We start from the raw sequence: 24329 nt of genomic DNA, 5'->3' as shown, positions 1-24329 counted from the left end.
ATCCGTCCCCATCTGCCGCGCATGCGGGCCTTGCGCGCCCGCCCAACCCCTCAGCCCCGACAGGAGGCCCCTGGATGACCATCTCCCGCCGCTCGCTGCTGCTTGCGCCCGTCGTGCTGGCGCCGGCTTTCACCCCTTTGGCAGCCCTTGCCCAGGGCGCGGATGCGGTGAATGCAGATCCGCGTCTCGCTGAACGCGGCACTGGCCAGCCGGATGCCAAGGTCACGGTCGTGGAGTACTTTTCCCTGACCTGCTCGCACTGTGCGACCTTCCACCTGCAGACCTGGCCGCAGGTGAAGGAGAAGCTGGTGAGCAACGGCACGGTCCGCATGGTCTGGCGCGACTTCCCGCTGGACCAGCTTGCCCTGGCCGCCTCCCAGGTGGCGCGCAGCCTGCCGGCCGACCGCTATGAAGGCTTCATCAGCGCCCTCTTCGCCAGCCAGGACCGCTGGGCCTTCGCGCGCGGTGGCGACCCGATCGCCGAGATCGCCAAGATCGCGGCCGTGGCGGGCATGACGCGGGAGCAGGTGGACAAGGCGGTGGCGGACCAGAACCTGGCCCGGGGCATCATGGAGATGCGTGCCAAGGGGCAGCAGGAGTTCAACATCAACTCCACCCCCACCTTCGTCTTCGGCAAGAAGGTGCAGCCTGGTGCGGTGACCTATGAGCGCTTCGCCCAGTTGGCCGGCGAAGCCTCCGGCGCTTGAGCGAGGCTGACCCGGCGGCCCCGGCCGCCCCGCAGGACGATACCTGGGACGCGCCGCAGGCCGCCGCCGGCGCGCAGGCGGAGGAAGGCCCCACCCGCGATGCCGCCGCCGAGGCGGTGGCGCGGGCGGCCGCCATGCGCGCCACGCTGGTCCGGCTTCGCATCGCCGGCTTCAAGAGCTTCGCCGAGCCCACCACGGTCGAGGTGTTGCCCGGCCTGACCGGCGTGGTCGGGCCGAATGGCTGCGGCAAGTCGAATGTCGTGGAAGCCCTGCGCTGGGCCATGGGCGAGACCAATGCCCGCGCCATGCGCGGCGGCGAGATGGACGATGTCATCTTCGCCGGCACCGCCACCCGCGCCGGCCGCAACCAGGCCGAGGTGAGCCTGCTGCTGGAGGATGCGGCCGGACTCGCCCCGCCGCCCAACCAGCAGTCGCCGGAGCTGGAGATCACCCGCCGCATCGTGCGCGGGGAGGGCACGGGCTTCCGCATCAACGGGCGCGAGGCGCGCGGGCGCGATGTGCAGACGCTTTTCGCCGATATCGGCAGCGGCGCGCGGTCCTCCGCCATGGTCAGCCAGGGGCGCGTCGCCTCGCTGATCGCCGCCAAGCCCGAGGAACGGCGGCAGGTGCTGGAGGAGGCCGCCGGCATCGCCGGCCTCCGCGCCCGCAAGCATGAGGCCGAGCTGAAGCTGCGGCAGGCCGAGCAGAACCTGACCCGTGCCGAGGACCTGAAGGGCCAGCTGGAGGTGCAGCGCCAGTCGCTGCAGCGCCAGGCCCGGCAGGCGGCGCGCTACCGCAACCTCTCCGGCCTGACACGGCAGGCGGAGGCCGAATGGTTCTCCCTGCTGCTGGCGCGCGCCGAGGCCGCGCTGCTCAAGGCGCGGCAGGATTTCGCCGCCGCCCAGGCCGCGACCCGTGCCGCCGAGCAGGCGGCGACCGAGGGCGCCACCCGCGCCTTCACCGCCGAGCGCGCCCTGCCGGCCCCGCGTGAGGCCGAGGCCCAGGCCCGGACCGCGCTGGAGCGCCGGCGCGTCGAGGCCGAGAATCTGCAGGCCGAGGAAAGCCGCGCCCGCGCCGCCCTTGCGGATGCCGAGGCCCGCCTGGCCCAGTTGCGCGGCGACCTCGACCACGCCGCCCGCCAGGAGCGGGATGCCAGCGAGGCCGAAGGCCGGCTCGCCAGCGAGGCCGCGGCGCTGGAGGCCGTGCGCGCCGCCTTGCCGGGCCGCCTGGAAGCCGCGCGCGCCGAACTCGCTGAGGCCGAGGAGGCCGCCGCCGGGGCCGAGCGCGCCGCCGACCGCGCCGCCGAGGCCGCCGCCGCCGCCGCCGCCGAGGCTGCGCGCATCGGCACGGAGGTCGCTGCCGCCACCCAGCGCGCCGAGCGCCTGCGGAAGCAGCACGAGGCCCTGGCCGCCGAGCATGCCCATGCCGAGGCGCAGCGGCTGCCGCCCGAGGCCATCCCCGCCGCGCAGCGGAAGCGGGAGGAGACGGAGGCTGCCCTGGCCACCGCCCGCACGGCGCTGGATGAGGCCGAGGCCCACCGCGCCCGCGCGCAGGAGGCCCATGCCACCGCCCGCCGCGCCGCGACGGAGGCGGAGACCGCGCGTGCCCGTGCCGTCCAGGACCGCGACCAGACCGAGCAGCGCGCCCGCGCCATCTCCGCCCAGCTGTCCCGGCTGACCGGCGAGCGCGACGCCGCCGCCGCCGAGCGCCCGGCGCCGGAGAAGCTGGATGCAGCGCGTGAGGCCGTCGCGGCCGCCGAGGCCCGGCTGGCCGAGGCGCGGGAGGCGCTGGCCGCCGCCGAAGCCGCCCGTGCCGCCGCCGCCTCGGCCCATTCGGATGCCCGCGCCGCCGCCGGTGCCCGCGATGCCGAGCGCGCCCGCGCCAGCGCCGAGCGCCAGGGCCTGATGGACCTGCTGCGCTCCCGCGAGCCGGCCGCCAGCGCACCGATCCTGGATGCCGTCACCGTGCCGCCGGGCCTGGAGGCCGCCCTGGGCGCCGCCCTGGGAGAGGCTCTGGAGAGCCCCGCCGACCCGAAGGCGCCGCGCCACTGGCGTGTCCTGCCGCCGCTGGACGTGCCGGCCGCCGCGCCCGCCGGCGCCACGCCGCTGGCGGAGTTGATCGAGGCGCCGCCGGAACTGGCCCGGGCGCTGGCACATATCTTCCTGTTGCCGGAAGGCGCGGATGGCGCGGCCCTGCAGGCCGGGCTTTCCGCGGGGCAGTCGCTGGTTTCGCGCGATGGCGCGCTCTGGCGCTGGGACGGGCACGGTATCCAGGCCGGCGCCCCCAGCCCCGGCGCGGTGCGCCTGACCCAGCGCAACCGCCTGCGTGCCGCCGAGAAGGCCCTGGCCGCCGCCGAGGCCGCCACGGCCGAGGCACGCGCGGCGGCGGAACAGGCTCGCCGTGCCGAAGCCGAGGCCGCCGCCGCCGAAGCCAGCGCCCGCGCCGCCCGTGGGGCCGCCGAGACGGCGCTGAGCCGCGCGCGGGAGGAAGCGCAGCGCCTGAACGCCCGCGCCGCGCAGGCGGATAGCCGCATCGCCGCCCTGGGGCCGCAGCTGGAGCGGCTGGCCCAGGATCTTGCCTCTGCCCAGTCCGCGGGGGAGGCCGCCGGTGCCACCCTGGCCGGTCTCGCGGACCCTGCCGCCAGCCGCGCCGCCCGTGACGCCGCCGCCAGGCAGGAATCCGAGGCGCAATCCGCCGAGGCCGCCGCCCGCAACGCCCGCCGCCAGGCCGAGGCGGCGCTGGAAGCGGCGCGGGCCGAGGAAGCCAGGCTGGCCCAGCGTGCCACCCAGGTGGAAAGCCGCCTGGCTGCCCTGGCACCACAGCTCGCCCGGCTGGCGGAGGAATCCGCCGAAGCGGCGCGCCTGCTGGCCGAGGCGCGCAAGGCCGAGGCCGCGCAACCTGATCTCGAGAAGCTGCGCGCGGCGGTGGAGCAGGCCCGCGCTGAACTGGCCACCCAGCGCGGCCGCGCCACTGCCGCGCGGGATGTCGCCGCCGCCCTGACCTCCGAGGCGGAGCGGGCCGAGGCGCGCCTTGCCGCCATCGGCGAGGAACGCGGCCTCTGGTCCCAGCGCGCGGCCGAGGCGACGGCGCAGCGCGAGCGCATTTCCGCCCGCGCGGCGGAGGCCGAGGCCGCACGCGAGGCCGCCCTGGCCGCGCCCGAGGAAGCCGCCGCCCGCCGCGCCGCCGCCGGCCGGCTGCTGGCGGAGGCCGAGGCCACCCACGCGGAACTGGCGAAGGCGCTGCGCGAGGCCGAGGCCGAGGACCGCGCCGCCGCCGAGAACCGCCGGCAGGCCGATGCCGCCTTCGCCAAGGCGCGCGAGGCACAGTTGCGCGCCGAGGCCGGGACGCGTCAGGCCGAGGCCGCCGCGGAGGCCCTGGGCGCCCGCATGGCGGAGCGGTTGGGCGAAGCCACCGAACTGCCCCCGCCGCCCGCCGATCTCTCCGAGGCCGCCGAGGAACGCGCCCGCCGCAAGGCCGAGCGCCTGGCGAAGGAGCGGGAGGAGATGGGCCCCGTGAACCTGCGCGCCGAGCAGGAGATGGCGGAGGTCGAGGATCGTATCAACGGCATCGACCGGGAGCGGGACGAGATCGGCCATGCCATCGCCAAGCTGCGTGGCTCGGTCGGCCATCTGAACCGCGAAGGGCGGGACCGGCTGCGCGCCGTTTTCGACCGGGTCGATGCGGAGTTCCGGGCGCTGTTCACGAAGCTCTTCGGCGGCGGCCGGGCACATCTGGCGCTGGTGGGCAGCGATGATCCCCTGGAGGCGGGCCTCGAGATCTACGCCGAGCCGCCGGGCAAGAAGCTCTCCGCGCTCTCCCTGCTCTCGGGCGGGGAGCAGGCGCTGACCGCGCTCTCCCTGATCTTCGCCGTCTTCCGTTGCCAGCCCGCGCCCGTCTGCGTGCTGGACGAGGTGGATGCCCCGCTGGACGACGCCAATGTCGAGCGGCTCTGCGGATTGCTGGAGATCATGGCGGAGGAGGCGGGCACCCGCTTCCTGGTGGTGACCCACCATCCCCTGACCATGGCGCGGATGCACCGGCTCTATGGTGTGACCATGCAGGAGCGCGGGGTGAGCCGGCTGCTCTCGGTCGATCTGGGCGCGGCGGTGGAGATGGTGGAGGCGCAGGCGGCCGGCTGAGCCACCGCGCTTCACCTTCGCTTCACCGGGAACGGGCAGGCTGACCCGGCCCCGCCCGCCCGGCGCGGGATTGCCAGGATGCCCGCCGATGCACTGCCTTGACCGCCCTGTTCCCGTCCCGCCACCGGCGCGGCGCTGGCCACCAGCAGCCGGCTGCCGTGCCTGAGGCCGGGGTCAGGCCATGTCCGGCACATCGCTGCCCCAGCGCCGCCGTCCCTGGGAGCCGGCAATGCCTCCGTGGCTGGCCGAACTGCTGGATCGGCGGCGGACCTTCCGGCTGGGGCTTGGCCTTGCTGCCCTGCTCTTCGTGCTCTCCCTCGGCATCTCGCTGATCCGCATTCTCGACCAGTACGGCGCTGAGACGCGGACGCAACGCAACGGGCTCTGGATTGCCAGCCAGGCCCGGGTGGAGATCGCGCGGCTCATCTCACTGCTGGAGCGCGGTGCCGCGGCTGGCGAGGCCGCGCAGGCGGGGCTGCAGTTCGAGATCCTGCTGAGCCGGATTGAGATGCTGGGCAGCCCCCGGATGCAGGAGGCGCAGCCTGACATGGCGCCACTGCATCAGCATCTGCCCGGGATCACCGCCGCCCTGCTGTCGGCGCGCGCGCTGCTGGGCCAGGCGCTGGAGGAGGAGGACGCGCCGGCGCTCGCGGCGGTGCTCGGCGCGCTGGAACGGGCGGAAGGGCTGCTGCGCTGGGCCAGCCCGCGCTTCTACCGGGAGGAGCAGGGGGCTGCCCTGGATGCGGCCAACAGCCTGCGCAGCCTGCACCGGACGCTGCTGGCATGCCTTGCGGGACTGGTCGGCTCGGTCGCGTTGCTGATCGTGCTGCTGCTGCTGGAGTCAAGGCGGGGCCGGCAGTTGCTGCGAGGCGCTGAGGCCGCCAGCCGGCAGAGGGAGGCCGAGCGGGCCCTGCGCGTGCTGATCGACGCGCTGCCGGTCATGGTCAGCGCCTATGACGACCGCGGCCGCTACCTCTATGTCAACGACGCATATCGCCGCTTCCACGGCTTTGGCGAGGAGGGGGCGGTGATCGGCTGCTCCCCGGCCGATCTGGGCGTGACCCTGGATGCCGGGATGCGCCGCAGGCTGCGCGGCCAAGCGGCCGAGCCCTTCGCCGAATATCAGGCGGCCGGCTCCGACGGGCGGCAGCGCATCCTGCTGGCCACCGCCGCGACGGTGGCGGATGGACCGGGCGGGCCGGACCGGGTGGTGCATGTCGCGCTGGACATCGCCGGGCGCAGCGCGGCGGGGGAGCAGGCGCGCCGGCTGGCGGAGCACGACCTGCTGACCGGCCTGCCGAATCGCCTGCTCTTCGGCAAGCGGCTGCGGCAGGCGCTGGCCACGGCCAGGCAGATAGGCGCGGAGGGTGGCTTCGCTTTGCACGCCATCGACCTCGACCGCTTCAAGGAGGTCAATGACAGCCTGGGCCACCAGGCCGGGGACCGGCTCCTGATGGCGGCCGCCGAGCGGATGCGTGCCTGCCTGGAGGAGGGCGATACCCTGGCGCGGCTGGGCGGGGACGAATTTGCTGTCATCCAGCGCGCCGTCTCCGGACCATGGGACGGGGCGCGGCTCTCGGCCCGGCTGGTGGCGGCACTGGCCCGGCCTTTCGAGCTCAATGGCCGAACGCTGCATTCCGGCGGCAGCATCGGCAGCGCGCTGATGCCCGCGCATGGCGACACGGCAGAGGAACTGCTGCAGCGCGCCGATATCGCCCTCTGCCGCGCCAAGGCCGAGGGGCGGGGCAGGGCGGTGATCTTCTCGCCGGAGATGGAGGTGGCGCTGGTCGAGCGTCGGGCCCTGGAGGCCGATCTGCGCCAGGCCCTGGCGGAGGAGGCGCTGAGCCTCGTCTACCAGCCCAAATTCCGCCTGGGAGGGGAAGTGGCGCCGATCGGATGTGAGGCGCTGCTGCGCTGGCGGCATCCCGGGCGCGGCATGGTCTCCCCCGCGCTCTTCGTGCCGGTGGCGGAGGAGTCCGGGCTCGCCACCACCCTTTCCCGATTCGTGCTGCGCCGGGCCTGCGAGCAGATCCGCGCCTGGCAGCGGCAGGGGCTGGCCATCCCGGTGGCGGTCAATCTCTCCGCCCTGCATTTCGCCAGCGACCAGGCCGTGGCCCTAGTGGATGAGGCGCTGGCCGCGACGGGCGTGCCGGCCCGGCTGCTGGAGGTGGAGGTGACGGAGGGCGTCTTCATCCGCGATGCCCAGGCCGCCCGCATCGCGCTCGAGGAGCTGCGGGCCAGGGGAGTGCGGGTGGCGCTGGATGACTTCGGCACTGGCTACTCGTCGCTGAGCTACCTGCAGCATCTGCCCTTCGACGTCGTGAAGGTGGACCGTGCCTTCGTGCAGGACCTGCTGCCCGGCGGCAGTGGCGTCCGGATCGTCGACGCCATCGTGCGGCTGGTGCACGGCCTGGGCGCCGAGGTGGTGGCCGAGGGCGTGGAGCGGCAGGATCAGCTGGACCTGCTGGCGCATCTCGGCTGTGATGCCGCACAGGGCTACCTGCTCGGCCGGCCAATGCCGCCGGAGCATCTGGCCGCGCTTTTCCGGGTGCCCCCGATGCCACAGTTGGACACCTGAAAAGCGCGCGGCGGGCGTGTGGCAGCCACGCAGACTTGACATGAATTTAACCCGCCCTTACGAGCCGCCGTGCCTGCCGGCGGGGGATTCCGCAGGAGCAAGGGTGAGCGAGAAAAACGATTTCGAGCGGCGGTTGCGCCAGGCCCGGCAGAAGCAGGGGCTGGAAAAAGCGCCGGACACAGCAGCCGGTGGCGCCCTTCCGGGTGGACCATGGCGGATCGGGCTTCGGGCCGGGGTCGAGGTTGTCTCGGCCCTGATCGCCGGTGCCGGTCTTGGCTGGTTGCTCGATACGTGGCTCGGCAGCTTTCCCTGGCTCTTCCTGGTCTTCTTCGTGGTGGGCGGTGCCGCCGGGGTGATGAACGTCTATCGGCTGTTCAATCCCCGAAGCGGCGCCCGCTGACACTCCGCCCGCAGATACCGGAATAACGGGAGAGCCGCCGTGGCCGCCGAAGGCAAGACGATCGACGCGCTGAGCCAGTTCGAGCTCCACCAGGCCTTCGGGCCAATTGGTGCTGCGGTGAATTTCACCCAGTCGAACGCCTATATGTTAGCGGCGGCGGTGATGATCATCGGCCTGATGGCCTGGGGTATCGCGCCGCGCGCGCTGGTGCCCGGCCGCCTGCAGTCGATGGCCGAGATGTTCTACGAGTTCCTGGAGAACCTCGTGACGGGGCAGGTGGGGCATGAAGGAAAGCGGTATTTCCCCTTCGTCTTCACGCTGTTCATGTTCGTGCTGTTCGGCAACGTGATCGGCCTGCTGCCCTACGCCTTCACCTATACCAGCCATATCGCTGTGACCTTCACGCTGGCCGCGATCGTCTTCGTGGTCACGACCGTCGTGGCCCTGGTGCTGCACGGCAAGAAGTTCTTCGGCTATTTCTTCCCGGAAGGCGCGCCGCTCTGGCTGGCGCCGATCATTGTGCCCGTTGAGGTGGTCTCCTACCTCTCCCGCCCGATCAGCCTCTCCGTCCGTCTTTTCGCCAACATGGTCGCCGGCCACGTGCTGCTGAAGGTCTTCGCCACCTTCGTCGTGCTGCTGGGTGGCCTGGGCGTCGTCGGCCCCCTGGTCGCGGTGCTGCCCCTTGGCGTGAACGTCCTCCTGATCGGGTTCGAACTGCTCGTGGCCTTCCTGCAGGCCTACGTCTTCGCGATCCTGACCAGCATCTACCTGCACGACGCGGTGCACCTGCACTGACCGGGGTCAGTCCTCACAAAGGGACCACGGCTTTACAGACCCGCGCGACGCGGAAACCGACCACTCGGTCTTACGAAGGGATACTCTGATGGAAATCGTTCTCGCTGCTAAGGCGATCGGCGCCGGCATCGCCGTTCTGGCCCTGTTCGGCGTCGGCCTCGCGCTCGGCAACATCTTCTCCACGCTGATCGCGTCCGTCGCCCGCAACCCGGCCTCGCGCGACACCGTGTTCCCCATCGGTATCCTGGGCTTCGCCCTGACCGAGGCGGTCGCGCTCTTCGCCCTGCTGATCGCCTTCCTCATCCTGTTCACCTGAGCCTGGCGGGCGCGGCGGCGACGCCGCGCCCATCGGTTTCGGGTTGTCGATCATGGGGATGCAGATGATGAAGCGGGTTACCCTCGGGGGCATGATGACCCTGCTGGCGACCACCGCGATGGCGGTCGAGACGCCGGGCGGCGGCATGGAGGAACAGGCCTCGGGCGGCATGCCGCAGCTGGATTTCGCTAATCCGCTGATGCTGTCGCAGGTGGTCTGGCTGCTGATCATCTTTGGCATCCTCTACTATGTGCTGGCCCATGTGGTCCTGCCGCGCTTCGACAGCGTGCTGGAGGACCGTCGCGCCCGCATCCAGGGTGACCTGGAAGCCGCCCGCCTCGCGAAGGCGGAGGCCGATGCCGCGATGGAGGCCCACCGTGCCGCCAGCGCCAAGTCCCGCGCCGATGCGCAGGCCGCGATCACCGAGGCCCTGGCTTCCGCGCAGGCCGATGCCGGTGCCAAGAGCGCCGTGCTGAACGCGAAGCTGAACGAGCAGATTGCCGCCGCCGAGGCGCGCATCGCCGCCGCCCGCGACGCCGCCATGGGCGCGCTGCGTGAAGTGGCGACCGATACCACCGGCGCGCTGGTGCAGCGCCTCGCCGGCCTCAACGAGCCGGCTGCCGTCCAGGCCGCCGTGCAGCGTGAGCTGGCCGCCCAGGGCCGGGCCTAAGGGTCAGGGGAAGGAACGCGCTCGATGCATCATTATGAACATTTCTGGCTGAACCCGGTCTTCTGGGTCGCCGTTTCCTTCGTCATCTTTGTGGCTCTGCTGGGCCGCAAGATGTGGAAGATGCTGGCCGAGATGCTGGACGCCCGTGGCTCCAGGATCCGTGCCGACCTGGATGAGGCCGCCCGCCTGCGCGCCGAGGCCGAGACGATGCTGCGCGAGGCCGAGGCCGAGCGCGCCGCCGCCCTGGTCGAGGCCGAGCAGACTCTCGCCCGGGCCAAGGTCGAAGCCGAGCGTGTGGCTGCCGCCACGGCCGCCGAGGCGGAGGCCGCAGCCAAGCGCCGTGAACGGATGGCGATGGACCGCATCCAGGCTGCCGAGGCCGGCGCCCTGGCCGAGGTGCGCAACGCCGCCGCCGATATCGCCACCGCCGCCGCGCGCGTAGTGATCGCGGAGAAGCTGGATGCCGCGGCGGATGCGTCGCTGATCGACAAGGCCGTGGCCGACCTGCCTCGCGCCCTGCGCGCCGCCTGAGGCGGATTGCGGCGCGGGCCACAGGCCCGGAGTGCATAAAAAGGGGGCCTTCCGGCCCCCTTTTTTATTGAAGTGCCGGCCGGCTGCCTCAGCCCAGGCGCTCGAAATGCGCCAGCATCGCCACCGTCACGGCATCGGCGAACTCATATGTCGTGATGTGGCCGGCGCCGGGGATGGTGGTCAGGCTGGCGCCGGGAATGGCGGCCCGCAACCGCGCCACGGCCTCGGCCGGGACGGCGGGGTCCAACTCACCGGCAATGATGCCGCAGGGCGTATCGATGCGGCCAGCCAGCTCGGCGGCGCCCGCATCCCTCAGCGCGGCGCAGGCGCCGGCAAAGCCGTGGCGGTCCGTCCGCAGCAGCATCTGGCGCAGGCCGCGGGATGAGGGCAGCGCGGTATCGATCACCCAGCGCGGCATGACCGTATCCGCCAGGCAGCACGTGCCCTCGCGCAGCACCTCCTCGATCCGGGCGTCCCAGGCGGCCGGCGTGGGGAATTCCAGCGCGGTGTTCAGCAGGCAGAGGGAGCGCACCCGTTCCGGCGCATCGGCCGCCATCTGCTGGGCGATCCGCCCGCCGATGGAAATGCCGGCCACATGCGCCGCGCTGATGCCCAGCGCGTCCAGCATCGCCACGGCATCCCGTGCCAGCCCGGACATGGTGTAGCCGCCCGTGGTGACGCCGCTCATGCCATGGCCGCGCATATCCGGGCGGATGACCCGGAAGCGCCGGGCGAGGAGGGCCTGGGCCTGGGCTTCCCAGATGTCGTGCGTGGTGCCGATGGAATGCAGCAGCAGCACGGGTGGCGCCTCCGCCGGGCCCTCCACGACGCAGTGGATCAGGGTATCGGCGAGGTCGACAAACATCCGGGTTTCCATTTTGCCGCGCTATGAGGCCGGGCATGTAATATGACCGGATTCGTTTCTTTTAGCTGGAACGGGGCATTACCGCCACCTGGCAGAGATGGCGGCCATGGTTTTACTCAAAGGGCCGGCAGGCTCTGGCCGATGCGCCAGAGGCCGGCCGCGGCGGCCTCCTCCGGCACTTCCGTGGTGGCGACGCCGAGGCTCGCCAGGGCCCGCGCATAGCGCGCCATCATGGCCCCGTCGCCGACCAGGAAGACCCGGGTCATGCCCTCCGGCAGCGCCGATGCCACCTCATGCCCCAGCAGCAGGCCGGAGAGATAGGAGCCGGCGGCAGCCTCCGTCAGCTCACCGAAGAGGTTGCGGGTCCGCAGGCCGAAGAGGTGGTGCAGCAGCCCGCCGGGCTGCCGCGCCCGTGCGAGTCCGTCATCGAAGGCCGCCCAGTCCTGCGGCGCCGTAGCATCGAGGGTGCGGGCCAGGATGGTGTGGGTGGAGAGCACCGCATAGGCCTCGCCCGTGAACTGCGTCAGGAAGGAGAGGACGGTGCCATCCTGCACCAGGGCCCATTTGCTGTGGCTGCCGGGGCTGAGCACCAAGCTGCGGCCGGGGGGCAGGCGATCCAGCAGGCCGAGGATCTTGGTCTCCTCGCCCCGCATCACCTCCGGCACGCCCTGCGGATCGCGGGCGGAGAGGCCGGGGACCAGGAAGCAGCGGCGGCCCTCGAACTCCACGGGCAGCAGCGCGCCGGCCAGGGCGGCGGCATCGGCGGGGCAGGGCAGGTAGGGGGCCTCCTGCCAGCCCTGGCGGCTGCCGGCCATGCCGCAGATCAGGATGATATTCTCGCCGTCATCCAGCCAGGGCCCGATCAGCGACCGCAGCACGGCGGGAAAGCCGCCCGCCTCCACCGTCAGGATGCCGCGCGGCGCCGCCACGCGGTCCTTGATCCCGCCCTGGTTGTCCATGCGCCAGGCCCGGAAGCTGCTGGTGCCCCAATCCACGCCGATCATACCGTTCCTCCCCGTATGTTTCCGGGGAGGGTGGAGGCGGCGTGGCCCGCGCGCAAGCCGCTTCGGCCCAGCGGTTCAGGCGCCTGCGAGTGGCGTCACGTTCTGGTCGGCCTGCCCGCGCATGGCCCAGCCGGTGGTGCGTTCCTCCACCATCACCGCCAGGGCATACATCAGCACGCCCATGACCCCCGTGATGAAGAGCCCGGCGAAGACCAGCGGCACGTCGAAGCGGGAGGAGGCCAGGATCATCAGGTAGCCGATGCCCTTATTGGCCGCGACCGTCTCCGCCATGATCGAGCCGACGAAGGCCACCGTGATGGCGATCTTCAGCGAGGCGAAGAAATAGGGCATGGCGCGCGGCAGCCCGACCTTGCGGATGATGTCGATGGGCCGCGCGCCCAGCGCGCGCAGCACGTCCCGCAGTTCCGGCTCCACGGTCGCGATGCCCGTCGCGACATTCACGACGATGGGGAAGAAGCTGATCAGGAAGGCCGTGATGACGGCGGGCACGGTGCCGATGCCGAACCAGATCACGAGGATCGGCACCACCGCCACCTTGGGGACGGAGTTGAAGCCGATCAGCAGCGGGTAGAGCCCGTGATAGAGCAGGGTGGAGCTACCGATCGCCACCCCCAGCAGCAGACCGAAGACGATGGCCAGCGCGAAGCCGATCAGTGTGGTCATCAGCGTCTGCCAGGCATTGTCCAGCAGCGGCCACCACCACTTCACCATGCTCTCCGCCACGGCGCTGGGGGCCGGCAGCACGAAGGCCGGCACCTCCAGGGCACGCACGGCCACTTCCCAGGCCAGGAAGCTGACGAGGATGATCAGCCAGGGCAGCAGGCGTTGCAGCCGGCGCCGCCGGCGCGCGGCGGCCAGCAGCGCCTCCACCCGGCGCGCATTGGCCTCGCCGCGGCGCGGCTGGCCGGCGGGCGGCAGGTCATGCGGCATGGGCGATCTCCTCACCGCGGCGGGCGGCGCTGATATGCTCGCGCAGCTCATGCACCAGCGCCTGGAACTCCGGCCTGTAAGTGTCGTCCAGCAGGCGCGGGCGCGGGAAGGGGACGCGCCGCTCCGCCAGGATGCGCCCGGGGCGGGAGGACATGACCAGCACGCGGTCCGCCAGATAGACCGCCTCCTTCAGGTCATGCGTGACCAGGATGACCGTGGGCTTCAGCGTCAGGCAGACCTGCTGCAACTGTTCCCAAAGATCCTCGCGCGTGAAGATGTCCAGCGCGCCGAAGGGTTCGTCCAGCATCAGCAGCTGCGGGTCGTGGATCAGCGCGCGGCAGAGGCTGGCCCGCTGCTGCATGCCGCCGGAAAGCTGGTAGGCGAATTTCTTCTCGAAGCCCGCCAGCCCCACCATGGCCAGCAGCCTGCGCGCTTTGTCCTCATACATTGCGCGTTCGCGGCGCAGCCGGCGGCGGTGCGGCTCCACGACCTCCAGCGGCAGCATCACGTTGTCGAGGATAGTGCGCCAGGGCAGCAGGGTCGGGTTCTGGAAGGCCATGCCGGCGATGGAGAGCGGCTTGTCCACCTCCCGCCCCGCCACGATCACGCTGCCGGCGGAAGATGGCCACAGCCCCGTCACCAGCCGCATCAGGGTCGATTTGCCGCAGCCGGATGGCCCGACCACGGCGACGAACTCACCCTTGCCGACGGAGAGGCTGGCATCCTTCAGCGCCAGTGTTCCCTCCGCCCCGCCATATCGCATCGAGACCCCGTCAATCTCGACGAAAGGCCGTTCCAGCATTGCCATGCCAACCCCCCATGCCGGCCTGCCGGCCTCGGGGAAAACTGGCGGGAGGTGCGGGCGGCAGGCAAGCGGCAAGACGCTGTCCGGAACTGGGGAAATGGCGCCGTCGCACCAGATGAACCATAATCCTGCCCAAGCCCTGGGCAGTCCGCCCGTCCCGGCAGCATCCCCTGGCCAAACCACGTCAGTAGGCTAGCCTTTCGGAATGATTCCGTCCCGCTTCCCGCTGCCCCTGCTGACCCCCGATGAAATGGCGGCGGTGGATCGCGCCGCCATCGCCGCCGGCACGCCGGGCCTCACGCTGATGCAGGCGGCCGGGGCAGCGGTGGCGCGGGCCATCCGGCGGCGTTTCCGCCCGCGCCGCCTGCTGGTGCTGGCTGGGCCCGGAAATAATGGCGGGGACGGCTATATGGCAGCCCGGCTGCTGGAGCGGGAGGGCTGGCCGGTGGCGGTGGCCGCCCTGGCCCCGCCGCGTCCGGGCAGCGACGCCGCTCTCGCCGCGGCAGCATGGCGTGGGCCCATGCTGCCCTTCGCCCCGGAGGCCCTGGGCCGGGCCGGGCTGGTGCTGGATGCGCTGTTCGGCGCCGGACTGTCGCGCGACCTGGACGGGCCGGCGGCGGCGGTGCTGCGGGCAGCGCGCGCGTCGGTGGTGGCGGTGGATGTGCCCTCTGGCCTGGATGGCGCCACCGGTGAGGTGCGCGGCTTTGCCCCCCGTGCGGCCGTGACGGTGAGTTTTGGCCGGCTGAAGCCGGGGCATCTGCTGCTGCCCGGGCGCGATCTCTGCGGGGAACTGGTGCTGGCCGATATCGGCCTGCCGGAAGCCGCGCTGCGGGCGGTGCCGGCGCGGGCCTTCCACAATGCCCCTGGCCTCTGGCACCTGCCGGCGCGAGGGGCGGAGCAGCACAAGTTCAGCCATGGGCATGTCACCATCCCCGGCGGCGCGGCCATGCCCGGCGCGGCCCGGCTGGCGGCCATGGCCGCGCGCCGCGTGGGGGCCGGCCTCGTCACCCTGGCCGCCGAGGATGCCGCCACGGCCAGCCTGTTCCGTCAGGGCGAGCCGGGCCTGCTGGTGGCCGGGCCGCCGCCGGAGGATCTCCTGGCCGATGCGCGCCGCAATGCCTGGGTGCTCGGCCCCGGCCTGCCGCCTGGGCCGGACACCCTGGCGCTGCTGCGCCGGGTGGTGGAGGCCGGGCGGCAGGCGGTGGTGGATGGCGGCGCGCTGACCGCCGCCGCCGGCCAGCCCCAGCTGCTGCGGGGCGCCGCCATCCTCACCCCGCATGCCGGGGAATTCGGGAAGGTCTTCGGCTCCCCGCCGGGCGACCGCCTTTCCGCCGCCCGGATGGCAGCGGCGCTGACGGGCGCCGTGGTGGTGCTGAAAGGCTCGGACAGCATCATCGCCGCGCCGGACGGGCGGGTGGCCATCAATGCCAATGCGCCACCCGCCCTGGCCACCGCCGGCAGTGGCGACGTGCTCGCGGGCCTGGCGGGGGGGCTGCTGGCCCAGAACATGCCGCCATTCCAGGCGGCCTGCGCCGCCGTCTGGCTGCATGGAAAGGCGGCCGGGCTGGCGCTGGGCGATGCGCGGCCCGGCGCGCCCCTGGTGGCCGAGGATCTGCTCCACCAGATCCGCGCCGCCTGGATGGCGGCGGTAGAGAAGTAAGGGGCCGCAGGCAACGTCGTCCCCGCCGCTTCGTTTCCTTGTTATCGCAGACGGCAAGGAGGAGAAGATGCTGCGGCACCGTACACGCCCGATCTTCAGGCAACCGCGCCGAAGTCCCGCCCGGCTGCGACCGATGGTTCTGGCGACCATGCTGGCCCTGACCCTGCCGGCCCAGGCACAGGCCCCCAGCCCGCATGATGCCGGCCCGGTGGGGACGGCGGTAACCGAACAGCCATTTCCGCCTGCTACCCTGCTCGCGCAGTAAACCTCGCCGCGTCAGGGATGTTCCTGGAGCCGGAAGGGGCTTGCTGCACTGCATGGCAAGCCCCTTCCGGAACCGTCTGGCTTCCGGCAGGATGCTCACCAGATGTTTCTCCAGGTTTCAGTGCCAGGGGCCTGTCGCCCTGCCGCAGAGGGGGTTTCATGTCAGACGTCGCCGTTGCCGAAGTAGGGTTGCTTGATCGGGCCTGGAAGCGGGTTTCCCTGCTCTGGAGGGATATGGCGGCCTCGGTCGGCGCAACTTCGGCCGATGCGTCCTGGGAGGCGCGGATGCGCGCCTGCCTGGAAGCGCCGGGCGGGGAGGTCTCGGCCCGCGCCCGCGCGGCGGGGCTGGCCCAGTCCTATCAGACGGCGCCGGAGGCAGCGGATCGGCTGGCCTTCTTCCAGGCCCTGGCTGGGTTCGATTCGGATTTCAAAGCCGTCGAGGCCGCGATGGCCGAGGTCAGCGCGGCGAAGGACCCCGCCTCCCGCGCCGCCGCCAAGGCCCGGCTGCGGCAGGCGCTGGAGCCGCCGCGCCTGAAGCTGCTGACGCAGTTCACCGCCATCCCCGACGGCATGAAGTTCCTGGTGGATATGCGGGCCGACCTGATGCGGCTCATGGGCCAGGACCCCATGCTGAAGGCGCTGGAGCGCGACCTCTGCGGTCTGCTGGCCAGCTGGTTCGACCTGGGCTTCCTGGAGCTGCGGCGGATCGACTGGGATTCCCCGGCCTCGCTGCTGGAGAAGCTGGTGGGCTATGAGGCCGTGCATCGCATCCGCACCTGGCGGGACCTGAAGAACCGGCTGGATTCCGACCGCCGCTGCTACGCCTTCTTCCACCCGCGCATGCCGGAGGAGCCGCTGATCTTCGTCGAGGTGGCGCTGGTGAAGGGCCTCTCCGGTTCCGTGCAGAAGCTGCTGGACGAGAAGGCGCCGGTGCTCGACCCCCGGCTGGCGGATACCGCCATCTTCTATTCCATCAACAACTGCCAGCGCGGGCTGGATGGCATCTCCTTCGGCAATTCACTGATCAAGCGCGTGGTCGCCCTGTTGCAGGAGGAACTGCGGGGGCTGAAGACCTTCGCCACCCTCTCGCCCATCCCCGGCTTCCGCCGTTGGCTGGAGGAGGTGAAGGAGGAACCCGGCCTGCTGACGGAGGAGGAGTCGAAGGCCCTGGCCGAGGCCGCCGGCACGCCGGACGGCATCTCCGCCCTGCTGCTGGTTCTGGCCGCCCGCCGCCCGCTCTCTCTTGCCTGGATCGGCAAGGCGGAGCCGGTACTGACGCGCCTCTGCGCCCGCTACCTGGTGCTGGAGACCGGACGGGATGGCCGCCGGGCCCGCGACCCGGTCGGGCATTTCCACCTCTCCAACGGCGCGAGGGTGGAGCGGATCAACTGGCGTGGCGACATCTCGGAGAAGGGGCTGAAGGAGAGCCTCAGCTTCATGGTGAACTACCTCTACGATCCCGCGAAGATCGAGGACTACCACGAGGCTTATGTGGGCGAGGGTAGCCGCGCCGCCCCTGCGGCGCTTCGCAAGCTGGCGCGCGGCGGGCGCTAGCCGGCCAAGGCGCCGCCGCGGCGGCGCCTCAGGCCTTCGGCGTGGCGAAGCGCGCGAATTCCCGCACCAGGCGGCTGTAGACCGGCTTGCGGAAGGCCACGGCCAGGGCAGGCAGTTCCGTGAGATCCGCCCAGCGCCAGGCATCGAATTCCGGATGGGGGTCCAGGTCCAGGCGGATCTCGCGATCCTCACCCGTGAAGCGGAGGGCGAACCATTTCTGCATCTGGCCGCGATAGCGCCCGCCCAGCGCCTTGCCGATCAGCTCGTCCGGCAGGTCGTAATGCAGCCAGTCCTGCATCTCGCCGATGATCTCGACCCTGGCGATGCCGATCTCCTCGAACAATTCGCGCAGCACGGCGGCGCGGGGGTCCTCGCCCTCCTCCAGCCCGCCCTGCGGCAACTGCCAGGCGGCGGCGCCGGAGGGCAAATCGGCGCGGCGGGCGATCAGCACCTGGCCGTCGCGGTTGAACAGCGCGGCACCCACATTGCGGCGATAGGGCAGGTCGGACATGGCAGTTACCTTTCGGCGCTGGGACGCCGGATCATGGCCGTCACGGGCGCGAGCACAAGTCCTCTCTCGGGCAATCCTGCTGCCCAGGCGGCCACACGTTCCACCATCAGCGGCTGGGGACCCGGCAGGATGCCCAGCGCCGAGCCGCGCTCCCGCGCCAGCCGCTCCAGTTCCGCCAGTTGCCGGTCGATCTCGCCACGCGTCGGCGCCGCTTCCAGTAACAGGTCGGCGGCGCGGCCCCAGGCCTGGGCAGGCGTCGCCCCGCCGGGGCGTGCATCCACCAGCAGGAGGCCGCGTTCCCTGAGCGCCTGCTGCATCCAGCCCGGCACCTCCCCCGCCCCCAGCGCGCCGACATAGCCGGTGAAGCGCGCCAGGACGGGGTCCGGCGCGTCGATCTCGGCCGGCAGCAGCAGCAGGGTCTCCATGCCCCGCGCCCGCGCGGCCTCCAGCAGCCCCGCCGGGCCCTCGGCCAGGGCCAGGCCAACGGGACCGGGCAGGCGGCGCAACGCCGGCTCGCTGGCGCCCATCACCGCCAGCGCCACGCGCGGGCGCGTATCGGCCCGGTCGAAGGCGCGTGCATAGGCCTGGCGCGGCTCCCGCCCATCGGCGCCGATGCGCGGCAGGGGACCGGCCTCGCCCTGCTCCAGCAGCGCCGGGTCGGGCGGCGGTATCGGATGCTCGGTCCTGGTCATGCCGGCGCTGGGCAGCGGCGGCGGTTCCGGTGCCTCGGGCAGGGCCAGGGGCGCGGCCGGTTCCGGCGCGGAGGGCAGCGTCTCGGGAACCGGGGCGGGCGCGCGGGCTTCCATCGCTGGCCTGGCAGGCATGGGCTCCGAGGCGGCGGGTTCATCCTCCGGCGCCGCCTGGGGTGGCGGCACCAGGGCGCGGGGCGCCAGGGCGGGCGGGGCGCCGAGCCAGGCCAGCACGCCCAGCGTGCCGCCCGCACCCAGCGTCACCACCACCCAGAACAGCACGAGCGCCCGCCAGAGGCTCCGGCCCGGAGGAGGGGCCGGGCTCATCGATGCCGCCTCGTCAGCGCGAAGCGCGACGCTGCGGTTCGGCCGCCGTCCAGGCCCGCAGGAAGCCAATGGCCTGCTGCAGCTGGAAGTCGGTCTCCGGCTTGGTCGCGTCGAAGGACGGCGCGCCTTCCGGCGGCATCCGCTGCACGCGCTCCTTCACCCCGGCCGGCAGGTTGAGCGGCGGCAGGGGCGGCACTTCATGCGTGTCGTTGTCGTTGCGGAGCGCGCGGCGCAGATCAGCCTCACGGTCGCGCAGCGGCGCATTCCCTTCCTCCCGCGTCGCCAGCACCTCGATATCCGGCGTGATGCCCAGGCCCTGGATGGAGCGGCCGGAGGGCGTGTAGTAGCGGGCGGTGGTCAGGCGGATGGCGCCGTTGCCGGGGATCGGCATGACGGTCTGCACGCTGCCCTTGCCGAAGGACTTGGTGCCCAGCACCACCGCGCGGCGATGGTCCTGCAGGGCGCCGGCCACGATCTCGCTGGCCGAGGCGCTGCCGCCATTGACCAGCACGACCACATGCAGGTCGCCGGTGATGTCGCCGGCCTTGGCGTTCCAGCGCTGCGAATCCTCGGTGCGGCGGGCGCGGGTGGAGACGATCTCGCCCTGGGTCAGGAAGTCGTCGGCGACCTGCACCGCCTGGTCCAGCAATCCGCCGGGATTGTTGCGGAGGTCGAGGACGATCCCCTTCAGCTTGTCCCCGGACTGCTTCCGCATGGTGCTGATGGCATTGCGCAGCGCCGCATCCGTCTGCTCGTTGAAGGAGGAGAGGCGGACATAGCCGACGTCATTGCCCTCCAGCCGGAAGCGCGCCACCTGCGGGCGGATCACCTCGCGCGTCAGGCTCATCTCGATCGGGCTCTCGGCGCCCGGGCGGCGGATGGTCAGCTGGATGCGGCTGCCACGCTCGCCGCGCATCTTCTCCACGGCCTCCTGCAGGCTCAGGCCCTGCACCGACTCGCCGTTGAGATGCGTGATCAGGTCGCCCGGCTTGACGCCCGCCTTGGCCGCGGGGGTCTCGTCGATCGGGCTGATGACCTTGACGTAGCCGCCTTCCTGGCTGACCTCGATGCCCAGGCCGCCGAACTCGCCCCGCGTCTGCACCTGCATGTCGCGGAAGGAGCGGGTGTTCATGTAGCTGCTATGTGGGTCCAGGCCCTGCAGCATGCCGTTGATGGCGGCCTCGATGACCTCGCGGTCATTGACGGGCTCGACATATTCGGCCCTGACGCGCTCGAACACGTCGCCGAACAGTTCCAGCATCCGGTAGGTCTCGGCGCGGCTGTTGCTCTCCTGGGCGACAGCGGAGACGATCGGCGGCGCCACCACTGGCCCCAGCGCGGCCCCTGCGGCGAAAGCCGCCGCCACCACGCCCACCATGCGCAAACCAGGCTTCATGCTGTGACCCTTCATTCGGTCCGCGATCCTTATCGTCACCACCGGGAAGTCCCCGGGCCTTCCCCAAGGCCATCCACCATGGGGCGCCCGGAAACCCTAAAGCAACATCCGTTCCGCGGCCCGGGGTTTTACATTCCGAGACGTTGCCGCCGCCGGAACCGGTTATCCCCTGACCCGGAACCATCCTTTCGGATCGACCGGCTGGCCGTTACGCCGCAACTCGACATAGAGCGTTGCCCTGCCACCATCGCCTGAATCGCCGCTGCCGAGAACCCCCACTGGCTCTCCCGCCAGAAGGCGTGACCCGGCCTCGGCATCCAGCCGGTCCAGCCCGGCCAGGACGAAGTGATGGCCGTTGCCGCAATCGACGATCAGCAGCAGCCCGTAGCTGCGGAAGGGGCCGGAGAAGACGGCGCGGCCGCCGCAGGGGCTGACCACGCGCGCGCCGGGCGGGGCGGCATAGGTCAGGCCACGCGCCGGACCACCGGCGCCGGAAGCGCCGAAATCCCGCGTCAGCCGCCCCGCCACCGGCACGGCACGGCCACCGGGGGCGGGTTCCGGGGCCCGGGGGCGGGCGGCGGCCTCGCGCCGTGCGGTCTCGCGCGCCTCCAGCGCCTCGCGCTCCCGCTGGATGCCGGCACGGGCCTCGGCGTCGCGGGCGGCGCGCTGGCGGGCGGCCAGGGCGGCGGCCTGCTGCCGGGCGGCGCGCTCGGCAGCGGCACGCTCGCGCGCCTCGCTGGCGCGGGCCTCGGCCTCGGCGCGCTTCCGCTCCTCCTCCAGCCGCTCCAGCATGCCACGGATATCCTCGGCCCGGGCGGCGGCGGTGGCGGCCTCCCTGGCGGCCTCGGCCGCCGCGGACTGCGCCGCGGTGCGGTGGGTGCGGGCGACGGCCAGGGCGGCCTCCACCTCGGCCGCGGCAGCGCGGGCCTCGTCCCGGGCCTCGGCCAGGGCAAGGCCCTCCTGCTCCGCCTTGCCGCTGGCGGCGGTGGCCTTCTGCTGGGCGGCCCTCAAGGCGGCGGCCTCGGTGGCCACCTGCCGCGCCAGACTGCGCAGCACCAGCGTACCGCGCAGGGCCGTTTCAGGGTCGGTGGGCACGGCCAGCAGCGTCTCGGCCGGCCAGAGGCCCAGGCGGGCCATCAGCGGCAGCAAGGGAGCCAGGGCCGCGGCCTGGCGGTTCAGCTCCTCGATGGCGGCGTCGCGGTCGGCGGCGGCGGCGCGGGCGCGGCCGCTGGCCGCATCCAGCGCCGCATCGGCCGCCACGGCGCGGCGGCCGGCGGCGGCGCGCTGCTCGGCCAGCTGGCGCTCGGCGGCCTCGGCGGCGCGCGCGGCCGCCTGCGCCGCCTCGGCGGCGGCGCCGGCTTCACGGGCGATGCGCTCGGCATCGCGCAGGCTGCGCGGGCTGGGCTGCTGGGCGGCGGCGGGGATGGAAAGGCCGGCGGCCAGCGGAGGCAGGGCGGCGGATGCCAGGCCGCCCAGCAGCGCGGCCAGTAGCCGGCCCGGGGGGGACCCCCGCGCCGGCACTATCCGCCCGTCCCGGCCGCTTCCGTGCCGATCAGGCTCCGGCCGGTCATGGCCGCCGGCTGGGGCAGGCCCATCAGCGCCAGCAGGGTCGGCGCCACATCGGCCAGCCGGCCCTCATGCAACACCGCGCCCGGCGGGCCGCCGACCAGCACCACCGGCACCTTGTTGGTGGTATGGGCGGTGTGCGGGCCACCTGTCCTCGGGTCGCGCATCAATTCGGCATTGCCGTGGTCGGCGGTCACCAGCAGGGCGCCGCCCTGGGCACGCACGGCGTCCACAATGCGGGCCAGCCCGGCATCCACCACCTCGCAGGCCTTCGTCGCGGCTTCCAGGCTGCCGGTATGGCCGACCATGTCGGCATTGGCGAAGTTCAGCACGATCAGGTCGTACTGGGCGGAGTTGATGGCCTCTACCGCCTTCTGCGCCAGCTCGGGCGCCGACATCTCCGGCTGCAGGTCATAGGTCGCGACCTTGGGGGAGGGGACCATCACGCGTTCCTCGCCGGCGAAGGGCACTTCCCCGCCGCCGTTGAAGAAGTAGGTGACATGCGGATACTTCTCCGTCTCCGCCATGCGCATCTGCCGCTTGCCGGCGGCCGAGACCACGGCGCCCAGGATATCCTGCATCGACTGCGGCGGGAAAAGCGTGGTGAGATACACATCCAGCGCGGTCGAGTACTGGGTCATGCCGGCGGCACCCACCAGCTTCGGCATGGCCGGGCGCTCGAAGCCCTTGAACTGCGGGTCCACCAGCGCGGTCATGATCTGCCGCACGCGGTCGGCACGGAAGTTGAAGCAGAGCAGCGCGTCGCCGTCGCGCATCCCGGCATAATCGCCGATGACGGCGGCGGGGATGAATTCATCGGTCTTGCCCGTGGCATGGGCGGTCTCGATGGCGGCGGCGGCGCTGGACGCCTTCGGCGCCTGGCCCAGGGCCATGGCGTCCCAGGCCTGCTTCACCCGCTCCCAGCGGTTGTCGCGGTCCATGGCGTAGTAGCGGCCGCAGAGGGTGACGATGCGGGCGCCGGCAGGCAGCTTCGGCTCGAAGGCGGCCAGGTATTCCGGGCTGGCATTGGGGGGCGTGTCGCGCCCATCCGTCCAGGCATGGATGGCGACGGGGATGCCGGCGCCGGCGAAGATCCTGGCCAGGGCCAGCGCGTGATCCTGGTGGCTGTGCACGCCGCCCGGCGAGAGCAGGCCCATCAGGTGCAGCGTGCCGCCGCTGGCGCGGAGCCTGGCGATCAGGTCCTGCACCTGCGGGATCTTCGCCAGGGAGCCATCGGCCACGGCGGCGTCGATGCGCGGCAGGTCCTGCATCACCACGCGCCCGGCGCCGAGATTCAGGTGGCCGACCTCGGAATTGCCCATCTGCCCCGCGGGCAGGCCGACATCGGGGCCGCTGGTGCGCAGGAAGGCGTGCGGGCCGGTGGCCCAGAGCGTGTCGAAGCACGGCGTTCGGGCCTGCCGCACGGCGTTGTCCGCCGCTTCCTCCCGCCAGCCCCAGCCATCGAGGATGACGAGCATGACGGGCCTGGGATGCGGCATGACGGTCTTCTCCTGGTCTGAATCCGGCCAGGGATTAAACCGTGAGGGGACCGTTTGCCAGGGGCGCACGGCAAGTTGCCGCGCTGCGCGTCCAGCCTCCATGCCCGGGGCGGCCTGGGCATGGGCATGATGACGCTGGGCTGCCGGCGCTAACGCGGCCGCGGTACGGCCTGGCTGGCCGGCGCCGGGGTCAGGATTGGGTCCGCTCCTCCGTCAGCCGCAGGGAATTCCAGGTGGCCCAGAGGCCCAGCCCCAGCATGGCCGTCAGGATGACGCTGTAGAAGACGCGGCCGGGCTTGGCGATATCCTGGACGACGAAGTTCAGGTTGATCGTCAGCAGCATCAGCATCAGCCCGCTGAAGAGACCCCAGCTGGCCACCAGCGCCGCCGGGCCGTGGTCGCGCGCGCGCCAGGCGCCCCAGAACAGCATGGCGGCCACAGCCAGATCATCCAGCGCCAGCGGCACGAACTGGGGATCCCCCCAGCGCCGGGCGAGTTCGCCGCTGGCGACCAGGAAGCCGATGATCACGGCCAGGACTTGCAGCAGGACCTTCATATGGGACTGTCTCGGAGGCGGGTTTATGGCGAATCGGGAATAGCACCGGTCATGCTATCAGGGGTCCGGTGCGTGCGCGTAAAATATCCTTGGCATCCGCCGGAGTGAGCGCGACCAGCAATCCGCGTTGTCCGGCATTGATGAAGACCCTCTCCTCCGTCATCGCGGCTTCCTCGATGGCGGTGGGCACGGCGCGCTTCTGGCCGAAGGGGCTGATTCCGCCGACATGGTAGCCGGTGAGCCGCTCGGCGGCCTCGGGCTTCATCATATGTGCCGACTTGGCGCCGAAGAGCGCGGCCAGCCGCTTCATGCTGACCTCCCGGTCGGATGGGGCGACGACGCAGACGGGCTTGCCGTCCGCCTCCGCCATCAGCGTCTTCAGCATCTGCCGGGGCTCGATGCCCAGCGCTGCCGCGGCGGCCATGCCGATGCGCTCGGCCGCGGGGTCGTAGTCATAGGGATGCAGGGTGAAGGCGATGCCGGCCTTCTGCAGCGCCTGGGTGGCGCGGGTGGTGCGGGACATGTCCTGGCTCCGTCGCTGCCACC

General features: G+C 72.2%; 21 protein-coding genes. 10 read left to right on the top strand and 11 right to left on the bottom strand.

Going from position 1 to position 24329, the window contains the following annotated elements; all coding sequences use genetic code 11:
* Positions 1–74: 74 nt before the first annotated feature.
* The 8 genes from IAI58_RS14940 to IAI58_RS14905 all read left to right on the top strand — a co-directional run bounded on the left by IAI58_RS14940 (position 75) and on the right by IAI58_RS14905 (position 10136).
* A complete protein-coding gene (locus IAI58_RS14940) occupies positions 75–707 on the top strand; it encodes a DsbA family protein (protein WP_207445727.1) in 633 nt (210 codons plus the stop codon).
* Between the two features lie 134 nt (positions 708–841).
* The gene (locus tag IAI58_RS14935; protein WP_207445828.1) at positions 842–4846 is read left to right on the top strand and encodes a chromosome segregation SMC family protein; all 4005 of its coding nucleotides are present in this window, start codon (positions 842–844) and stop codon (positions 4844–4846) included.
* Positions 4847–5075: 229 nt separating this feature from the next.
* Complete coding sequence (locus IAI58_RS14930) at positions 5076–7424, top strand: putative bifunctional diguanylate cyclase/phosphodiesterase (RefSeq protein WP_207445726.1); 2349 nt, start codon at positions 5076–5078, stop codon at positions 7422–7424.
* 103 nt (positions 7425–7527) lie between these two features.
* Positions 7528–7824 (top strand): AtpZ/AtpI family protein, encoded by a 297-nt coding sequence (locus IAI58_RS14925; RefSeq protein ID WP_207445725.1) that lies wholly within the window; start codon positions 7528–7530, stop codon positions 7822–7824.
* Positions 7825–7863: 39 nt separating this feature from the next.
* Positions 7864–8619 (top strand): F0F1 ATP synthase subunit A, encoded by a 756-nt coding sequence (locus tag IAI58_RS14920; RefSeq protein ID WP_207445724.1) that lies wholly within the window; start codon positions 7864–7866, stop codon positions 8617–8619.
* Between the two features lie 88 nt (positions 8620–8707).
* Positions 8708–8935, top strand: a complete 228-nt coding sequence (locus IAI58_RS14915) for an ATP synthase subunit C family protein (RefSeq protein WP_076959667.1) — start codon at positions 8708–8710, stop codon at positions 8933–8935.
* A gap of 64 nt (positions 8936–8999) precedes the next feature.
* A complete protein-coding gene (locus tag IAI58_RS14910; protein WP_237182862.1) occupies positions 9000–9605 on the top strand; it encodes a F0F1 ATP synthase subunit B family protein in 606 nt (201 codons plus the stop codon).
* Between the two features lie 24 nt (positions 9606–9629).
* Positions 9630–10136, top strand: coding sequence for a F0F1 ATP synthase subunit B family protein (locus IAI58_RS14905; RefSeq protein ID WP_207445723.1), 507 nt, complete (start codon positions 9630–9632; stop codon positions 10134–10136).
* Positions 10137–10224: 88 nt separating this feature from the next.
* Here the strand turns inward: IAI58_RS14905 and IAI58_RS14900 are convergent, their stop codons facing one another.
* From IAI58_RS14900 to IAI58_RS14885, 4 genes are all read right to left on the bottom strand, one after another.
* On the bottom strand, positions 10225–11001 hold the full coding sequence (locus IAI58_RS14900; RefSeq protein WP_207445722.1) for an alpha/beta fold hydrolase: 777 nt from the start codon (positions 10999–11001) through the stop codon (positions 10225–10227).
* A 116-nt stretch (positions 11002–11117) separates the two neighbouring features.
* Entirely contained in the window at positions 11118–12005 is an 888-nt protein-coding gene (locus IAI58_RS14895) for a 2-dehydro-3-deoxygalactonokinase (RefSeq protein WP_207445721.1), read from the bottom strand.
* A 75-nt stretch (positions 12006–12080) separates the two neighbouring features.
* Positions 12081–12956 carry an ABC transporter permease gene (locus IAI58_RS14890; protein ID WP_207445720.1) on the bottom strand — a complete coding sequence of 292 codons (876 nt, stop codon included), beginning with the start codon at positions 12954–12956 and terminating at the stop codon, positions 12081–12083.
* A complete protein-coding gene (locus tag IAI58_RS14885) occupies positions 12946–13764 on the bottom strand; it encodes an ABC transporter ATP-binding protein (RefSeq protein WP_207445719.1) in 819 nt (272 codons plus the stop codon). Before IAI58_RS14885 ends, IAI58_RS14890 begins: the two co-directional genes overlap by 11 nt.
* A gap of 202 nt (positions 13765–13966) precedes the next feature.
* Between IAI58_RS14885 and IAI58_RS14880 the strand changes: the two genes are divergently transcribed.
* Complete coding sequence (locus tag IAI58_RS14880) at positions 13967–15421, top strand: NAD(P)H-hydrate dehydratase (protein WP_237182244.1); 1455 nt, start codon at positions 13967–13969, stop codon at positions 15419–15421.
* A 423-nt stretch (positions 15422–15844) separates the two neighbouring features.
* On the top strand, positions 15845–17239 hold the full coding sequence (locus IAI58_RS14875; protein ID WP_207445718.1) for a malonyl-CoA decarboxylase: 1395 nt from the start codon (positions 15845–15847) through the stop codon (positions 17237–17239).
* Between the two features lie 28 nt (positions 17240–17267).
* Here IAI58_RS14875 and IAI58_RS14870 read toward each other — a convergent pair whose 3' ends face one another.
* The 7 genes from IAI58_RS14870 to ybaK form a co-directional block, all read right to left on the bottom strand.
* Positions 17268–17750 carry an RNA pyrophosphohydrolase gene (locus tag IAI58_RS14870; protein ID WP_207445717.1) on the bottom strand — a complete coding sequence of 161 codons (483 nt, stop codon included), beginning with the start codon at positions 17748–17750 and terminating at the stop codon, positions 17268–17270.
* A 5-nt stretch (positions 17751–17755) separates the two neighbouring features.
* Positions 17756–18766 carry a divergent polysaccharide deacetylase family protein gene (locus tag IAI58_RS14865; RefSeq protein WP_207445716.1) on the bottom strand — a complete coding sequence of 337 codons (1011 nt, stop codon included), beginning with the start codon at positions 18764–18766 and terminating at the stop codon, positions 17756–17758.
* A gap of 13 nt (positions 18767–18779) precedes the next feature.
* The gene (locus tag IAI58_RS14860) at positions 18780–20162 is read right to left on the bottom strand and encodes a S41 family peptidase (protein WP_237182243.1); all 1383 of its coding nucleotides are present in this window, start codon (positions 20160–20162) and stop codon (positions 18780–18782) included.
* A gap of 162 nt (positions 20163–20324) precedes the next feature.
* A complete protein-coding gene (locus IAI58_RS14855; RefSeq protein ID WP_207445714.1) occupies positions 20325–21683 on the bottom strand; it encodes a murein hydrolase activator EnvC family protein in 1359 nt (452 codons plus the stop codon).
* Positions 21683–23227, bottom strand: coding sequence for a 2,3-bisphosphoglycerate-independent phosphoglycerate mutase (gpmI, locus tag IAI58_RS14850; RefSeq protein WP_207445713.1), 1545 nt, complete (start codon positions 23225–23227; stop codon positions 21683–21685). The genes IAI58_RS14855 and gpmI overlap by 1 nt, the downstream gene beginning before the upstream one ends.
* A 190-nt stretch (positions 23228–23417) precedes the next feature.
* Positions 23418–23783 (bottom strand): hypothetical protein, encoded by a 366-nt coding sequence (locus IAI58_RS14845; protein WP_207445712.1) that lies wholly within the window; start codon positions 23781–23783, stop codon positions 23418–23420.
* A 49-nt stretch (positions 23784–23832) separates the two neighbouring features.
* Positions 23833–24306: a Cys-tRNA(Pro) deacylase gene (ybaK, locus tag IAI58_RS14840; protein ID WP_207445711.1), complete on the bottom strand. Its 474-nt coding sequence runs from the start codon at positions 24304–24306 to the stop codon at positions 23833–23835.
* Between the last annotated feature and the right edge of the window lie 23 nt (positions 24307–24329).

It is taken from the genome of Roseomonas marmotae (genome assembly GCF_017654485.1).
In the GTDB taxonomy this organism is placed as follows: Bacteria; Pseudomonadota; Alphaproteobacteria; order Acetobacterales; family Acetobacteraceae; genus Pseudoroseomonas; species Pseudoroseomonas marmotae.
The sequence above is the reverse complement of the archived record's forward strand: the minus strand, read 5'-3'. Positions and strand labels throughout refer to the sequence as shown.